Here is a 14,358-nt window from a genome sequence, read left to right as displayed (position 1 = left end):
CGACGTGCCCGGGAGGATGAGGTTTACGGGGATGTGACGCATCTGTGGACACGCCGACGGCCAAGGTTACGGGGCCTCGACCGAAGGGGTCAAACCGGGCCGGGCCGGGGCGGTGTGCGGTCGGTCACCCGGCCGCACACCGCCCCCGCGCCGTCAGCCCTCGTCGGCGGTCGCGGTGACGGACGACAGCGTCTGCTGCGCCGCCGCCGTCTTCTTCGACACCGACTTGGCGGCCGTCTTGGCGGTGGTCTTCGCCGCCTTCTTGGCCGTCGTCTTCTTGGCGACCGTCTTCTTGGCCGCGGTCTTCTTGGTGGCGGCCTTCTTCGCGGTCGCCTTCTTGGCCGTCTTGCGGGCCGTCTTCTTGGCCGGCGCCGCCTCGACGGCCTCGGCCTCCGCCCCGTCCGACCCGGTACCGGCCTCCGCGAGCTCCGCCGCCGCGGGGACGACCACGACGGCCGTCTCCTCGGACGCGGTCGGCGCGGTGGCCTTGCGCACCGCGCGGCGCCGCGCACGCGGCGGTGCGGCGGCGGCCGGCTCGGTCGCTGCCCCGGCCGGCGCGACGGGCGCCTCGGCCGGCGTCTGCTCCGCCTCCGGCGCGGTCCCGGCGACCGTCACCACGGCCGACTCGGCCGACGACGACGGCGCACCGGCCGGCGCGGACACCTTGCGGGTGGCCCGGCGACGGGTACGGCCCTGGGGCGCGGCCTCCTCGGCGGCCGGAGCGGCCTGGACGACGGGGTCCTCGACGGCCACGGGCTCGGCGTGCGCCTCGGCGGCGGACTCCACTCGCGGCGGACGCGCGCTCTCCTCCTCGGCCGTCACCGTCCGAGCCGCGGGCGTCTGGACGACCACGCCGTCCGTCTCGCCGCGGGGCGCACCGGCCGGAGCCGACACCCGACGGCCGGACCGGCGCCGCGAACGGCCCCGGGAAGCCGCCGCCTCCGCCTCGGCGACGCTGCTGTACAGCTCCTCGTCCGGTGCGAACTCGGGCGCCGGCAGCGCGATCGGCTCGGCGGCCCCGGCGGCCACCTCGGCCTCGGTCTCCGCCTCCTGCTCGGCCGTCTCGACGGCGACCGCCTCGTGCGTGTGCTCCGGCTGCTCGGCACCGGCCCGCGCGCGCTTCTTGCGCTTGCCGCCGCCACCGGAGACGGCGGCGTGGTCGAGGTGCACGATGACGCCGCGGCCGTTGCAGTGGACGCAGGTCTCGGAGAACGACTCCAGCAGACCCTGGCCGACCCGCTTGCGGGTCATCTGCACGAGCCCGAGCGAGGTCACCTCCGCCACCTGGTGCTTGGTCCGGTCCCGGCCCAGGCACTCCAGCAGCCGGCGCAGCACCAGGTCGCGGTTGGACTCCAGCACCATGTCGATGAAGTCGATGACGATGATGCCGCCGAGGTCGCGCAGCCGCAGCTGCCGGACGATCTCCTCGGCCGCCTCCAGGTTGTTCCTGGTGACGGTCTCCTCGAGGTTGCCGCCCTGACCGGTGAACTTGCCGGTGTTGACGTCGATGACGACCATCGCCTCGGTCCGGTCGATCACCAGCGAACCGCCGCTGGGCAGCCAGACCTTGCGGTCCAGCGCCTTGGCGAGCTGCTCGTCGATCCGGTACGTGGCGAACACGTCGACCTCGGAGGTCCACCGCTGGAGGCGGTCGGCGAGGTCGGGGGCCACGTGCGACACATAGCCGTGCACGGTCTTCCAGGCCTCGTCACCGCTGACGATGACCTTGGTGAAGTCCTCGTTGAAGATGTCGCGCACGACGCGGACGGTCATGTCCGGCTCGCCGTACAGCAGAGTCGGCGCGTTGCCGCTCTTGGACTTCTTCCGGATGTCCTCCCACTGCGCCTGGAGCCGCTCGACGTCGCGGCGCAGCTCGTCCTCGCTCGCGCCCTCGGCGGCGGTGCGCACGATGACGCCCGCGTCCTCGGGGACGATCTTCTTGAGGATCGTCTTCAGCCGGGCCCGCTCGGTGTCGGGCAGCTTGCGGCTGATGCCGGTCATCGAGCCCTCGGGGACGTACACGAGGTAGCGCCCGGGGAGGGAGACCTGGCTGGTCAGGCGGGCGCCCTTGTGGCCGATCGGGTCCTTGGTGACCTGCACGAGCACGGACTGCCCGGACTTCAGCGCGGACTCGATGCGACGCGGCCCGTTGGCCATGCCCAGCGCCTCGAAGTTGACCTCGCCCGCGTACAGGACGGCGTTGCGGCCCTTGCCGATGTCGATGAAGGCGGCCTCCATCGACGGCAGGACGTTCTGCACCTTGCCGAGGTAGACGTTGCCGACGTACGAGGTCGACTGCTCCTTGTTGACGTAGTGCTCGACGAGCACCCCGTCCTCCATGACGCCGATCTGCGTCCGGTCGCCGTACTGGCGGACGACCATCACGCGCTCGACGGCCTCGCGCCGGGCGAGGAACTCCGCCTCGGTGATGATCGGAACGCGGCGGCGGCCCTGCTCGCGGCCCTCGCGGCGGCGCTGCTTCTTCGCCTCCAGACGGGTCGAGCCCTTGATGGACTGCACCTCGTCGGACGGCTCGGACTGCTTGCGCGGCTCGCGGACCTTGACGACGGTGCGCTCGGGGTCGTCGTCGGACGGCTCGCCGTCGGTGCCGGAGTCACCGGCGCGACGGCGACGGCGACGGCGGCGACGGCTGCTGGAGGACGAGCCCGCGGACTCGCCGCCGCGGTCGTCCTCCTCGGCGTCCTCGGCGTCCTCCGCGTCCTGCTCGGCGGTGTCCTCGGCGTCCTGGGCGGCCTGCTCGCCGGCCAGGTCCTCGGTCTCGCCGTCCTCGGTCTCGGCGGACTCGCCGTCACCGGACTCACCGCGACGGCGGCGACGGCCGCCCCGACGGCGACGGCGACGGGATCCCGTCTCCTCGCCCTCCTCGGTCTCGGCGGAGTCGTCCGCGGCGTCCTCTGCGTCCTCCGACTCGTCCTCGGCGGCGACGGCGGCGGCCTGCGTCGCGGGCTCGTCGGCGGAGCGACGGCGGCGGCGACGGCGCGCCCCGGCCTGCTCCTCGGTCGTCTCCTCGGCCTCGGGGGTCTCCTCCAAGGCCTCGGCGGCCGCTTCGGCGGCGGCCCGCTCGGGCGTCTGGAACTTCGGCTCGGTGAACACGGGGGCCTGGAACACGGCGACCGCGGGCCGCGCGGGCCGGCGCGGCCCGTCGCCCTCGTCCTCGGTCCCGGCGGCGCGCTGCGACTGCGCGGGCGCGGCGAACCCGGTGGCGGCCTTGCGGACCGCCCGGCGCCGGGCACGACGCGGAGCGGCGCCCTCGCCGCCCAGGTCGTCGGTGGTCTCGGGGGCCTCGGCGGCGGGTGCGGCGGTCACCGGCACCTCTACGGCCGCGGGCGTCTCGGGCCCGGCGGGGACCTCGGCGGCGGGCTCACCGGCCTCGGGCTCACCGGCCGGCGCGGTCGCCCGGCGCACGGCCCGGCGGCGGGTACGGCGCGGGGCGGTGTCCTCGGCGGCCTCGGTGTCCTCCGCGGGCGCCGGGGTCTCGGCCTGCGGCGCGGACTCCTCAACGGTCTCGGCGGCGGGGGCCGCGACCGGCGCGGACACCCGACGCGTCGCACGACGGCGCGTACGAACGGGCGCGGCCTCCTCGGCGGCGGGCTCGGCGGCCTCGGGCTCGCTGTCGCTCCCGGCGGACGGGGCGGCGGCGGGCACGACGGTCTCGGCGGCGGTCCCGCCGGTCTCCACGGTGGCGGTCGGGGCCGACACCCGGCGCGTGGCACGACGGCGCTGACGCGGCGGGGCGGCCTCCTCGGCGGCCTCCGCGGGCGCGGCGTCCTCGGCGGACAGGGCCGGGGCCGCGGCCGGTGCGGTCACCGGCACGACGCTCTCGGCGGCCTCCGCGGCGGCGGCTCCCGCGGGCGCGGAGGCCCGGCGGGTGGCGCGCCGGCGCGGACGGGCGGGCGCCGTCTCCTCGGCCTCCGCGGCCACCTCGGTGTCCTCGGTCTCTTCGATCTCCGCGGTTTCGTCCGTCGTCAGGGCCGCGGCGGTCTCTTCGGCCTCCGGCGCGTCCCCGGCCTGCGCCTGGGACAGCTCCCCGGAGGCGAGGTCGGTGGTCTCGGCGGCCGGTATGGCCGGCGAGACGGTCTCCGCCTCGGTGCCGGAGGCGGCGACGGGGGGTCCCGCCGGGCGGGAAGCGGCACGGCGCCGACGACGCGGCGGCAGGGTGTCGCTGGGGGTGTTCGGTTCGGAGCCCGTGGTGGGCCCGGTGGATTCGATCGGCTCGAGCATGCGGGCGTTTCTCCCGTCAGGCTCCCGGGCGCCGCACCTGGTCCGGCGGGTATGCCGGTGACGTCCGCGGCTCGCGCGATGCGCGACTACCGCCGTCCGGGGCGCGGGCGCCGCACGGGAGCTCTCTGTAGTCCTGTCTCGCCGGTTCCGTATGCCGTGTTGCGTACGGCCTGGCGAAAGTCTTGTGGTCGGTGCGCTGCCCGACCCAGGTGGCTCCCGAGTACGAGGGCGGCGCTACGACGTCCGTCCTGACGCGGAACCTTCCCTACGCCGGCGCCTTCGCGGCGGCAGGATCGGCGGCTCCCGTTGTGGCCGGGGCGGCCGTGACTGCCTCGCGGTCGGGCGCGAGCGGGTCGGTCACCGTGCCGGTCTCTTCATCGAACAGCCCCTGCGCCAGCCTGGTCACCGCTGCGGGGACCGGCGGCGCCAGGTCGGCCACGGCGCGGAGACCGGACAGGACGTCGTCGGGTCGTACGGCAGGCGTCACGTGCCGAACAACCAGCCGCAGTATCGCACAGGGCTGGTCCGTCGGCCTATCAGCCTGCGCACCTTGCGTTTCCGAGCCGGGCTCGCTCGTGAGGCTCGCGACGGCCGCGCGGGCGTCGAAGGTACGGACGCCGTTCTTGGTCAGCCGCTGCACCTCGACGGTCTCGGCCGCCGAGAACGCGGCCACCGCGCGTGCCGCGTCGGCCGGGTCCACGCCGTCCAGGCGCAGCTCCCAGACGGAGGCCGTCAGCCGGTCGGCGAGTCCCGAGGTCCGGGCCTCGACCGCATCGACGATGTCGAGCCCGGTGGGCAGCGACTCGTCGAGGAGCGCGCGCAGCGTCTGCGGATCGCGCTGCTCGGTGAGCGCGATCTCCAGGTACTCCGCCTCACTGCCCGTGCCGGTGGGTGCGGCATTGGCGTACGACACCTTCGGGTGCGGGGTGAACCCCGCCGAGTATGCCATGGGCACCTCGGCACGGCGCAGCGCACGCTCGAAAGCGCGCTGGAAGTCACGGTGGCTGGTGAACCGGAGGCGGCCGCGCTTGGTGTAGCGCAGTCGGACGCGCTGCACCGCGGGTGCCGGCGGCGGGCCTTCGGGCTGTCGCTTGCCCAGTGTCGTTCAGTCCTTCGTGAGAGCGGTTCTGCTGCTACCAAGAGTACGTGTGTCGGCGCCCGCCGGTTCCCGCCGGGCCACCGGCGACGGCTGCCGTGGATCGCCGAGGATCATCCGCCGGAAGTCGGCGCGCGCCTGCCGTACGGATTCCCGGGCCGAGGCCAGCGCCTGCCGGGTCGCCCGTCCCACCCCGCGCGCGGCCTCGGCGGCGGGCCGCAGGACCGTGTCCCGTACGACGTGTCCGACGGGCGTCAGCACGGTGCGGTAGGTCCATCGGGCGGGGTCCACGAAGATCCACCGGAAGAGGGTCGCGAGGAAGCGCCCGACGGTGCGGGAGATGTGCCCCGCGACCCGCCAGGCGTGTCCGAGGGCCGCACCGGTCTCGCGCCCGACGACGGCGAGCCCGCGCCCGAGCGGCACCAGGACGAAGCGCCACAGCGCCTGCGCGGGCAGGACGAGCAGGATCCGGGCGGTCCAGTACAGGACCGCGCCGATCCCGGTGCCGATCGCGGCCAGCACCCGCACCAGTCCCTTCGCGCACCGGGCGATCCCCCGTCCGGCCGGGGCGAGGACCCACGCGTACAGCCACACGGCGGGGACGACGACCAGGTGGCGCGCCAGCCGGGCACCGGCGGCGCACACCCCGGTCCCGATGACGGCGAGCACGGCTGCGACGCCCGTCAGCAGCCACGCGGTCCCGTGCCCGATCGGCGTCAGCACACGCGCGTGGACCCAGGCCAGCGCGGCGCCGGTCCCGTGCGCGAACCGGGCGAGGCCGGCTCCGATTCCGCGTGCCGCCCAGCCGATCGCGTGCCCGATCGGTGTCAGCGCGTGCCGGTACAGCAGGCCCCACGGCACCACGAGGAGCACATGCCCGAGCCGGCCGAGACCGTGGCCGACGGGCACGGCGACGTACCGCCACAGCCCCACGAACGGCCGGACGAACACCGCCCGGCCCAGCCACAGCAGCGCCCGCCCGGCCGGCCTGAGCACCGTGTCGTTCAGGAAGCGCCCGGCGACGACGAGGCCGTCCCACGCCAGGCGGACGGGAAGGACGAGCACGAGCACGACGATCCGCACCGGAACGCGGATCGCCACGGCGAGGCACCCCTCGGTCGACTGCGGCACGGGCTGCGGTCCCGCGGTCGGCTTTTGCGGATTCATACCTGGAGAGACGCCGGGAGGCCCGATCCGGATCCGTTCGAAATCCCCTGCGTCTTGAAGATAAATCCCGACTTTTTGGGTGACTCGGTGATTTGAGAATTTGATGACAGTACGTCCGAGAAGGTGAACGATCACGAACGGCGACCGGAAGCGCGTGTCGGCCACCGAGGCCATGCGTCAGGCCTCCGAACAGCTCACCGAACTCCTGGGACGGCCTCCGGAATCCGTTTCCGCGCTGAAGCCGACGGACGAGGGCTGGGAGGCCCAGGTCGAGGTGGTGGAGCTGGAGCGCATCCCCGAGACCACGAGTGTGATGGCCAGCTACGAAGTCGTCCTCGACGCGGACGGCCACCTGCTGGCCTACGAACGCGGGCGGCGCTACACCCGCGCCCAGACGGACCGCGGCCGCTGACGTGGCCCGAACTTCCTCGTGAAGGGAAGACATCGTGACTGTGACACCGGGCGGTGGAGCCGCACCCGCCCCCAGCCAGGGTTCCGGGAACCTCTACGACGTGCTGGAGCTGATCCTGGACCGTGGTCTGGTGATCGACGCCTTCGTCCGGGTGTCCCTCGTCGGCATCGAACTGCTCAAGGTGGACGCACGGATCGTCGTGGCGAGCGTCGACACGTATCTGCGCTTCGCCGAGGCGTGCAACCGGCTGGACCTGGAATCGGGCCGCAAGGCTCCGGCGCAGCTCCCGGACGTGATGGAGCGGGTCACCGAAGGGGGCGCCAAGGGCAAGACCAAGGGCGCTCTGTCCGGCGCCGTCGAGGCCTTCACGGACTCCCTCCAGAAGGGCCGGGACGAGGAGCCGGAGGAGCCCGAGGAACTGGAGGAGCCGGAGGAGCTGGAGGAGCCCGAAAGCGCCGAGCGCACCGGGCGCGGCAGGCGGGAGCGCGGTGAGCGCCGCTCGGAACGCCGTTCGTCGAGGGACCGCGAGGAGTGAACGATGTCGCTTTACGTGTATGCCATCACCGGCACCTCGCACCCCTTGCGACTCGACGACCTCAAGGGGGTCGGGTTGCGGTCCGACGTGCGGGCGGTGCGCAGCGGCTCGTTGTGCGCCGTCGTCAGCGACGCCCCGGACGAGGTGTCGGTCGCCCGCCGGGATCTGGAGGCGCACCAGGCGGTGCAGGAGCGGCTGTGGGGCGACGGTGCCTCGCTGCCGCTGAGCTTCGGATTCGTCGCCGGGGACGAGGACGCCGTACGCGCCGTGCTGGACCAGGGTGCCGATCAGTTCGCGCAGCGGCTGGCCGAACTGACCGACCGCGAGGAGTTCAACGTCAAGGGTGTGCAGGACGAGGACACGGTCCTGCGGGACATCGTCGAGGAGTCCGAGCGGGTGCGTGAGCTGAACGAGGCGACCCGCACGGGCGGCGGCACCTACGAGGAGCGGCTCGAACTCGGTCAGCTCCTCGCGCAGGAGGTGCAGAACCGCCAGGACCTGCTCGCCGGGCAGGTGGTCGCGGCGCTGCGTCCGCTCGCCGTCGCGGAGAGCCTGTCGCCGGCTTCCCAGCAGTACTTCGTCAACGCCTCGTACCTCGTGGACCGCGAGCGGGCCGAGGAGTTCACCCGGGCCTGCCGGGAGCTGTCCGACGGGCTGCCCGAGGGGGTCGAAGTGCGGGTGGGCGGCCCGCTGCCGCCGTACAGCTTCGCCTGACGGACAGGGACGAACGGCACGGCCAACGGCACAGACGAACAGCACGACCAACGGCACGAACGAAGGACACGACGAACGGTACGAGGAGGAATCGTGGGACTGGTCTTCGAAGTGATCGCGCTGCCCCTCGCGCCCGTACGGGGCGTGGGCTGGGTGCTCGACAAGCTCATAGAGGCGGCCGAGCAGGAGGCCTACGACCCGGCTCCCGTCCGGGCGGCGCTGTCCGACCTGGAACGGGCGCGGAACGAGGGCCGGGTCGACGAGGAGCAGTTCGCGCTGCGCGAGCAGGAACTGCTGGAGCGGTTGGAGGAGATCAGGGTCTATCAGCTCGGGCGGGCCCGGTCGGGTCGGCTGTGAACGGCGGCATGCGGGCGAGGAGAACGGCATCATGAACAACGCCAAGATCGGATGTGCCGTCATCGGCGGCTACGTACTGGGCCGCAGGAAGAAGGCGAAGGTCGCCCTGGGCCTGGCCCTGGGGCTGGCCGCCCGGCGGATCAACACCGGCGATCTCGCCAAGTCCCTCTCGCCCGTGCTCGGCAACCTCGGCCGTCAGGTCGGCACCGAGCTGACGGGTGCGAGCAAGGCCGCGGCGACCTCCCTGCTGAGCGCCAAGGCCGAGCACCTGGCCGACTCCCTGCACGAGCGCACGCTCGGTCTGCAGGCGGGGCCCGACAAGCCCGGCAAGAAGGAACCGCGCGCGGAGCGCGAGGACGAGGAACGCGGCGACGAGGAACGCGACGACGCCCGGAGCGAGGACCGCGAGGAGGAGGACCGCGAGGAGGAGCCGCGCGAGACGGCCAGGAAGACGGCACACGGCTCCAGGTCGCAGAGCAAGCCTTCGGCCGGGGCCCGCAGGCCGGCCGGATCGGCCCGCGCCGCCGCCGGCACGTCGAGGTCGCACAGGAGCGAGCCGGCGAGGAGGTCGGACGATGGCTGACACCGGAACCAAGGATCGCAAGTCGACGGCCGGCGACGCGAAGAAGGCCCCCACCAACCGGCTGGTCGAGGAACTGGGCACGTACGCCGAGGCCCGGCTCGAACACATGCTGACGGGTGTCGGCCACAAGATGGGCGACGCGGCGCACCGGCTCGGCTCCGCCCACCTCGGGCCCGGCCGACTCGTCCACGCTGTCGGCAAGGGCGGCAAGCTGGGCGGGCAGACCGCGTCCCACGCCAAGGAGAGCGTCAAGGCGACCGCCACGCACGCGAGGGACACCGCCACGCACGCCAAGGACACCGCCGTGCACGCCAAGGACGCCGTGACGGAGAAGGTCAAGGACGTCACCGGGATGAGGCACGGGCCCTCGTCCGGCAGCGGGGCCAAGAGCCTCACCATCATCGAGGACATCGACGTGGGCGTTCCGGTGCGCGACGCGTACGACCAGTGGACGCAGTTCACGGAGTTCAGCAGCATGACCAAGGGCGTGGTCGACGTCGAGCAGCAGGACGAGACCAGGACCCAGTGGCAGGTCAAGATCGCCAAAGCGAGCCGGGCGTTCACCGGGACCATCATCGAGCAGGTGCCCGACGAGCGGATCGCCTGGACCTCCGAGGGGGCCAAGGGGACCACCAAGGGTGTGGTCACCTTCCACCCCTTGGGCGAGAACCTCACCAAGGTGCTGCTCGTCCTCGAGTACTACCCCAAGGGGATCATCGAGAAGACCGGAGGCCTGGTCAGGGCGCAGGGCCGCCGTACCCGTCTCGATCTCAAACTCTTCCGCAAGTTCGTGATGATGCGCGGCGAGGCCACCGGCGGCTGGCGCGGGGAGATCCGCGAGGGCGAGGTGGTCAGCGAACCGGACGAGGACGCCGAGGACGAGGACCGCGAGACCCGCGCGGAGGACGCGGACGACGAGCGCGACGAGCGGCCCGAGGACGGCTACGACGACCGGGACGACGACGCGGAGGACGAGTTCGAGGACGAGGACGAGGAAACCGAGGACGAAGACGAAGAGGACGAAGACGAAGAGGACGGGACGCCCGAGGAGCGCCGCGGGGACGAACCCGCCGACGACCGGCCCCGTCGCCGCCGCCGGTAGGTGACGGCGCTCAGCCGCCCCCAGGAACGAGGTCGAGGATGCCGTGAACCAGCCCCGATCCGCCGGCCCCCCGCCGGCGCGGACGCTGCAGCCGTACGGCCAGTCGTCGAGCGCGAACCTCGCCGACATACTCGAACGCGTCCTGGACAAGGGCATCGTCATCGTCGGCGACATCAAGATCGACCTGCTCGACATCGAGCTGCTCACCATCAGGATCCGCCTGCTGGTCGCGTCCGTGGACAAGGCCAGGGAGATCGGCATCGACTGGTGGGAGCGCGACCCCTCCCTGTCGTCCCGGGCCGACGGGTCGCACGACCTGGCGGAGCAGAACGCCCGGCTGCGCGCCGAGGTCGAAGAACTGCGCAGGCGGGTGCCGGAGCCCGAGGCCGAACTGCCGACCGCCTCCTCCGGCGGTCGCCGCAGCCGTCGTGAACCGGAGCGGGAGCCGGCCGCCGAGCCACGCCGCAGGAAGCGCCGGCCGGAGGACAGGTCCGCCGGGAGGTCCGCCGCAAGGTCCGCCGACCGACACGACGACGGACACGACGACAGGCACGAGGACACCGAGGCAGAGGACGACGACCGCGACGACGACCGCCGGAGGTGAACCCATGGACGACCAGCTCAGTTATGCGTACGCCGTCGTACGGCCCGTGCCGTCGCTGGAACGCGACGCCCTCCACGGCCTCCGGGGTGTCGCGGACGCGCCCGTCGCCCTGGTCCACCGCGGCGAGGTCGCGGCGGCGGTCAGCCCGGTGTCCGGATCGGACTTCTCCGAGGACGCCCTCAAGGCGCATCTGGAGGACCTGGACTGGCTGGAGTCCGTGGCCCGCGCCCACCACCTCATCGTGGAGACCCTGGGCGCGTACACCACGGTGCTTCCGCTGCGACTGGCCACGGTGTATCTGGACGACGACCGGGTCGGTGACATGCTCGGCGAGCGGGAGCCGTCCCTCGGCGCGCTCCTCGACCGGCTCGCGGACCACGTCGAATGGGGCGTGAAGGTCTACGCCGACACCACCGGGACCGCGCCGCCGTCGCCCGACCCCCCGGCCGAGGAGCCCGACCCCGGCCGCGCGTACCTGCGCCGTCGCCGCCACCAGCGCCGGGCCCGGGAGGACGCCTGGTCGTCGGCCGCCGAGGCGGTGCGCCGCGTCGAGGACCAGGTGGCCGGCATCGCCGTGGCGCACGCCCGGCACCGGCCCCAGCAGGGCCCGCTGGCGGCCGGCTCCGGCGAGAACGTCGCCAACGACGCCTATCTCGTCCCCCGCCGGCGCGCCGAGGAGTTCCAGGACCGGGCGCTGCACGCCGCGGACGGGCTCGACGGAGTGCGGGTGGAGGTGACCGGTCCGTGGGTGCCGTACTCGTTCGCCGAGGCACCGGCACCCGGGGCGCCGGAAGGAGCGCGGCAGCGGTGACCGTGTACGACGACCCGCCGCTCGCCCAGCGCCAGATCGCGCTGATCGACCTGCTCGACCGGCTGCTGAGCGGCGGTGTGGTGCTGACCGGCGACATCGTCCTGTCCGTCGCGGACATCGACCTGGTGAGGGTCTCGCTGCGCGCGGTGATCGTCGCCGTGCAGGAGCAGCAGTTCGACGCGCTGCCGCCCGTTCCGACACTGATCGAGGACGACGTCCGTCATGACCGGTCCCGCTGACCGCCCGCCCGCCGGCCGCCTGGACGAGGTGGCCGATGCCGCGCGGCGCGCGTTCGCGCTGCTGCCGGCCCGCCCGGACGAGATGCCCCCGCCCCTGGGGCCGGACGGCGGGAGCGGCGCCGCCCGCCGTCTGCGCACCGATCCGGAGACGGTGGAGCGCGATCTGCTCAAGCTGGTGCTGACCGTCGTGGAGCTGCTGCGCCAGTTGATGGAGCGCCAGGCGCTGCACCGCGTCGACCAGGGCGGCCTCACCGAGGAGCAGGAGGAGCGGCTGGGCCTGACGCTGATGGTCCTCCATGACCGGATGACGGAGCTGTGCCGCCGTTACGGCCTCTCCATGGAGGACCTCAACCTCGACCTGGGCCCGCTGGGCACCCTCCTGCCACCGCCCTGACTCCGGCTTCTGACGGGGCGTCGGAATCACGGGCGGCGGCCGTTCTCCAGGGATTTTCTGAACGCCCTTACACATACGGCCGCGTGGGCAAAAGCCGACGCGCCGCCGCATTCGGTGTGCGTCACGTCTCATCTGTGGGCTGTCACAAGGGACCGGCGGTGGGTGTCTTCATGGCGAGTGACCAACACGGTCACCGTTTCAGGGATTTGACGGAGAGGACGGTCTGGCGATGCGCAGAGTTCACGCACCCCCGGACACATCCCCGCATCGGAGCCCGCAACGGATCTGACCGCGACGCGGATCGCGGATCTGTCGGAACCTGACACGGCGTAATAGTTGTATACGCCATCCAATAATTGGGACGTCGATGGACGGGTGACTCCGCGAAAAGCCCGCCACCGCACGTCGCCACCGAAGGAGAAAAGATGAACTTCAAGAAGACGCTCACCGCCCTCGGCGTCACAGCGGCCGCACTGAGCATCTCCATGAGCACGACGGCCACCGCCAACGCTTCGGGAAGCGATGACGCCCACCGTCCTGGGACCGCCGCCATCGACTACATCCAGTTCTGGACGGGCGTCAATTACAGCGGCACGGGTTCGCGGGTCTACACGTGGGAGACCAACTACAAGACCCTCTACCGCGGCTACGCGCACAACTCGGTGTCCAACTACACCAGCACGGCCTTCCGCGGCGCCAGCAGTGACGGCAGTCGTTCCTACTGCTTCTGGGGCAACAACTCGTGGGGCTACGTGGGCAATCCCTTCACCCCGCAGCTCGGCCTCACCAAGGCCAAGGCGGGTTGCTAGTCACCTGTCGGCCGCGTAGCCGGCGCGGCTGACACGGCGCGGGCGGGGGGCCGGCCACGCGGCCGGCCCCCCGGCCCCCACCCTTGCCGGCAAAGCCTTCTGTCCACAGAGAACGGCGAACGAGTTGTGACCGAGCAGACAACGCCCCCGACCCGTCACCGGGGAGCCGGAAGGCTTTCCCCGTCCGGCCCGCGGCCCACAGGCCCGGGGAGACCACGCCGCCGTCCCGTGACGGTGACCCTGACGATCCTGGGCCTGGCCGCGGCGGGCATCGGCGCCGTGGCCCTGGTGGACCGTCAGCCGGCGCAGGCGACGCAGGTGCCGGGGGACCGCATGGCCGAACTGTTGAAGGACACGCTGCCTCCCGGCGCCACCCGGCAGGCGCGAGGTACCGGAACCCGCTCCGAGACGGGGGCGTCAGCGGAAATCCAGTACGACGAAGGCCGAGGATTCGGCAGGGTGGCTCTGTCCGTCGGCCGACTGCCCGGCCCGGTGTCGGAAGTGGGATGCCTGGTTCTCGCCCACTATCCCTACGAGCAGTGCACGGACACGACACTGGCGGACGGCTCACGGCTGGTGATGTCCAAAGGCTACGAGGTAGCCACGGACCCGACCAGCCCCCGACGCTGGTACGCCGAAATGACCACCCGCGACGGGGAACAGGTACACGCGGTGGCCTGGAGCCCGGAAAAGGGCACGGCCGCCGACGGCACTCGGATCGACCCGCCGCTCTCTGTCGGTCAGCTCACCGACATCGTGACCGCGCAGGCATGGAAAGCCGTCATCGAGGTGCTGCCCGGTTCACCGCCACCGGCCCGAGAACCCGCGAACGGCCGGGTCACCCCCGTACTGGAAAAAGCCCGGATCCAGTCGACCTTGAAGAATCTGCTGCCCACTTCGTTGCGGACCGCGAGGGAATCCGGCTCCCCGAAGGGCTACGCCTCGCTCACCGTCGACGACGGAAAGGGAGAGTCCCTGATCGAGGTCACCGTGCAGCGCTGGAAACCTGACAGCGTCGAAATGCGGAAGGCCTTCGCGAACGCCGCCACCCGTCCGGACGGATCCCGCTTCGTCACCCGGAAGACGCCCTCGCCGAGCGGCAACAAGGGCGAATTCCAATGGGAAGCCGACATCCTCCACCCCGACGGGCTCCGCATTCACGTCGGCACCCTCAACACCGCCGCTTTCGGTCTGCCGGTAAACCGCCCGGCCCCCGCGCTCACCACCGGACAACTGGCTGCCATCGCCCTCGCCGACGACTGGAAACGCTGACCCCCGCACGGCCCGGCCGGC

General features: G+C 72.5%; 15 protein-coding genes. 12 read left to right on the top strand and 3 right to left on the bottom strand.

What is annotated here, in order from left to right; genetic code table 11:
- Positions 1-153: 153 nt before the first annotated feature.
- From DN051_RS25495 to DN051_RS25485, 3 genes are all read right to left on the bottom strand, one after another.
- Positions 154-4,242 (bottom strand): Rne/Rng family ribonuclease, encoded by a 4,089-nt coding sequence (locus DN051_RS25495; protein WP_112439579.1) that lies wholly within the window; start codon positions 4,240-4,242, stop codon positions 154-156.
- A 265-nt stretch (positions 4,243-4,507) separates the two neighbouring features.
- Positions 4,508-5,299: a TIGR03936 family radical SAM-associated protein gene (locus DN051_RS25490; protein WP_112439578.1), complete on the bottom strand. Its 792-nt coding sequence runs from the start codon at positions 5,297-5,299 to the stop codon at positions 4,508-4,510.
- 48 nt (positions 5,300-5,347) lie between these two features.
- Positions 5,348-6,505 carry a hypothetical protein gene (locus DN051_RS25485; protein WP_112439577.1) on the bottom strand — a complete coding sequence of 386 codons (1,158 nt, stop codon included), beginning with the start codon at positions 6,503-6,505 and terminating at the stop codon, positions 5,348-5,350.
- 130 nt (positions 6,506-6,635) lie between these two features.
- Here DN051_RS25485 and DN051_RS25480 point away from each other — a divergent pair, with 130 nt between their 5' ends.
- The 12 genes from DN051_RS25480 (at position 6,636) to DN051_RS25425 (ending at position 14,337) form a co-directional block, all read left to right on the top strand.
- Positions 6,636-6,917, top strand: a complete 282-nt coding sequence (locus DN051_RS25480) for a gas vesicle protein GvpO (protein ID WP_053761076.1) — start codon at positions 6,636-6,638, stop codon at positions 6,915-6,917.
- A gap of 34 nt (positions 6,918-6,951) precedes the next feature.
- A complete protein-coding gene (locus DN051_RS25475) occupies positions 6,952-7,452 on the top strand; it encodes a gas vesicle structural protein GvpA (protein WP_053761077.1) in 501 nt (166 codons plus the stop codon).
- A 3-nt stretch (positions 7,453-7,455) separates the two neighbouring features.
- Positions 7,456-8,166 carry a GvpL/GvpF family gas vesicle protein gene (locus tag DN051_RS25470; protein ID WP_112439576.1) on the top strand — a complete coding sequence of 237 codons (711 nt, stop codon included), beginning with the start codon at positions 7,456-7,458 and terminating at the stop codon, positions 8,164-8,166.
- A 93-nt stretch (positions 8,167-8,259) separates the two neighbouring features.
- On the top strand, positions 8,260-8,523 hold the full coding sequence (locus tag DN051_RS25465; protein WP_053761079.1) for a gas vesicle protein GvpG: 264 nt from the start codon (positions 8,260-8,262) through the stop codon (positions 8,521-8,523).
- A 31-nt stretch (positions 8,524-8,554) separates the two neighbouring features.
- The gene (locus DN051_RS45155) at positions 8,555-9,106 is read left to right on the top strand and encodes an ABC transporter substrate-binding protein (protein ID WP_162624982.1); all 552 of its coding nucleotides are present in this window, start codon (positions 8,555-8,557) and stop codon (positions 9,104-9,106) included.
- Complete coding sequence (locus DN051_RS25455; RefSeq protein ID WP_112439574.1) at positions 9,099-10,208, top strand: SRPBCC family protein; 1,110 nt, start codon at positions 9,099-9,101, stop codon at positions 10,206-10,208. The genes DN051_RS45155 and DN051_RS25455 overlap by 8 nt, the downstream gene beginning before the upstream one ends.
- 43 nt (positions 10,209-10,251) lie before the next feature.
- The gene (locus DN051_RS25450) at positions 10,252-10,812 is read left to right on the top strand and encodes a gas vesicle protein (RefSeq protein ID WP_112439573.1); all 561 of its coding nucleotides are present in this window, start codon (positions 10,252-10,254) and stop codon (positions 10,810-10,812) included.
- Between the two features lie 4 nt (positions 10,813-10,816).
- A complete protein-coding gene (locus DN051_RS25445; RefSeq protein ID WP_112439572.1) occupies positions 10,817-11,623 on the top strand; it encodes a GvpL/GvpF family gas vesicle protein in 807 nt (268 codons plus the stop codon).
- Complete coding sequence (locus tag DN051_RS25440) at positions 11,620-11,862, top strand: gas vesicle protein (protein ID WP_234388918.1); 243 nt, start codon at positions 11,620-11,622, stop codon at positions 11,860-11,862. Before DN051_RS25445 ends, DN051_RS25440 begins: the two co-directional genes overlap by 4 nt.
- Positions 11,846-12,256, top strand: a complete 411-nt coding sequence (locus tag DN051_RS25435) for a gas vesicle protein K (RefSeq protein WP_053761083.1) — start codon at positions 11,846-11,848, stop codon at positions 12,254-12,256. Before DN051_RS25440 ends, DN051_RS25435 begins: the two co-directional genes overlap by 17 nt.
- A gap of 425 nt (positions 12,257-12,681) precedes the next feature.
- Complete coding sequence (locus DN051_RS25430; protein WP_053761084.1) at positions 12,682-13,065, top strand: hypothetical protein; 384 nt, start codon at positions 12,682-12,684, stop codon at positions 13,063-13,065.
- Positions 13,066-13,293: 228 nt separating this feature from the next.
- Positions 13,294-14,337: a hypothetical protein gene (locus tag DN051_RS25425; protein WP_112439571.1), complete on the top strand. Its 1,044-nt coding sequence runs from the start codon at positions 13,294-13,296 to the stop codon at positions 14,335-14,337.
- Positions 14,338-14,358: the final 21 nt, after the last annotated feature.

The organism is Streptomyces cadmiisoli (genome assembly GCF_003261055.1).
Lineage (GTDB): Bacteria > Actinomycetota > Actinomycetes > Streptomycetales > Streptomycetaceae > Streptomyces > Streptomyces cadmiisoli.
This window is presented reverse-complemented; position numbering and strand designations above follow the sequence as displayed.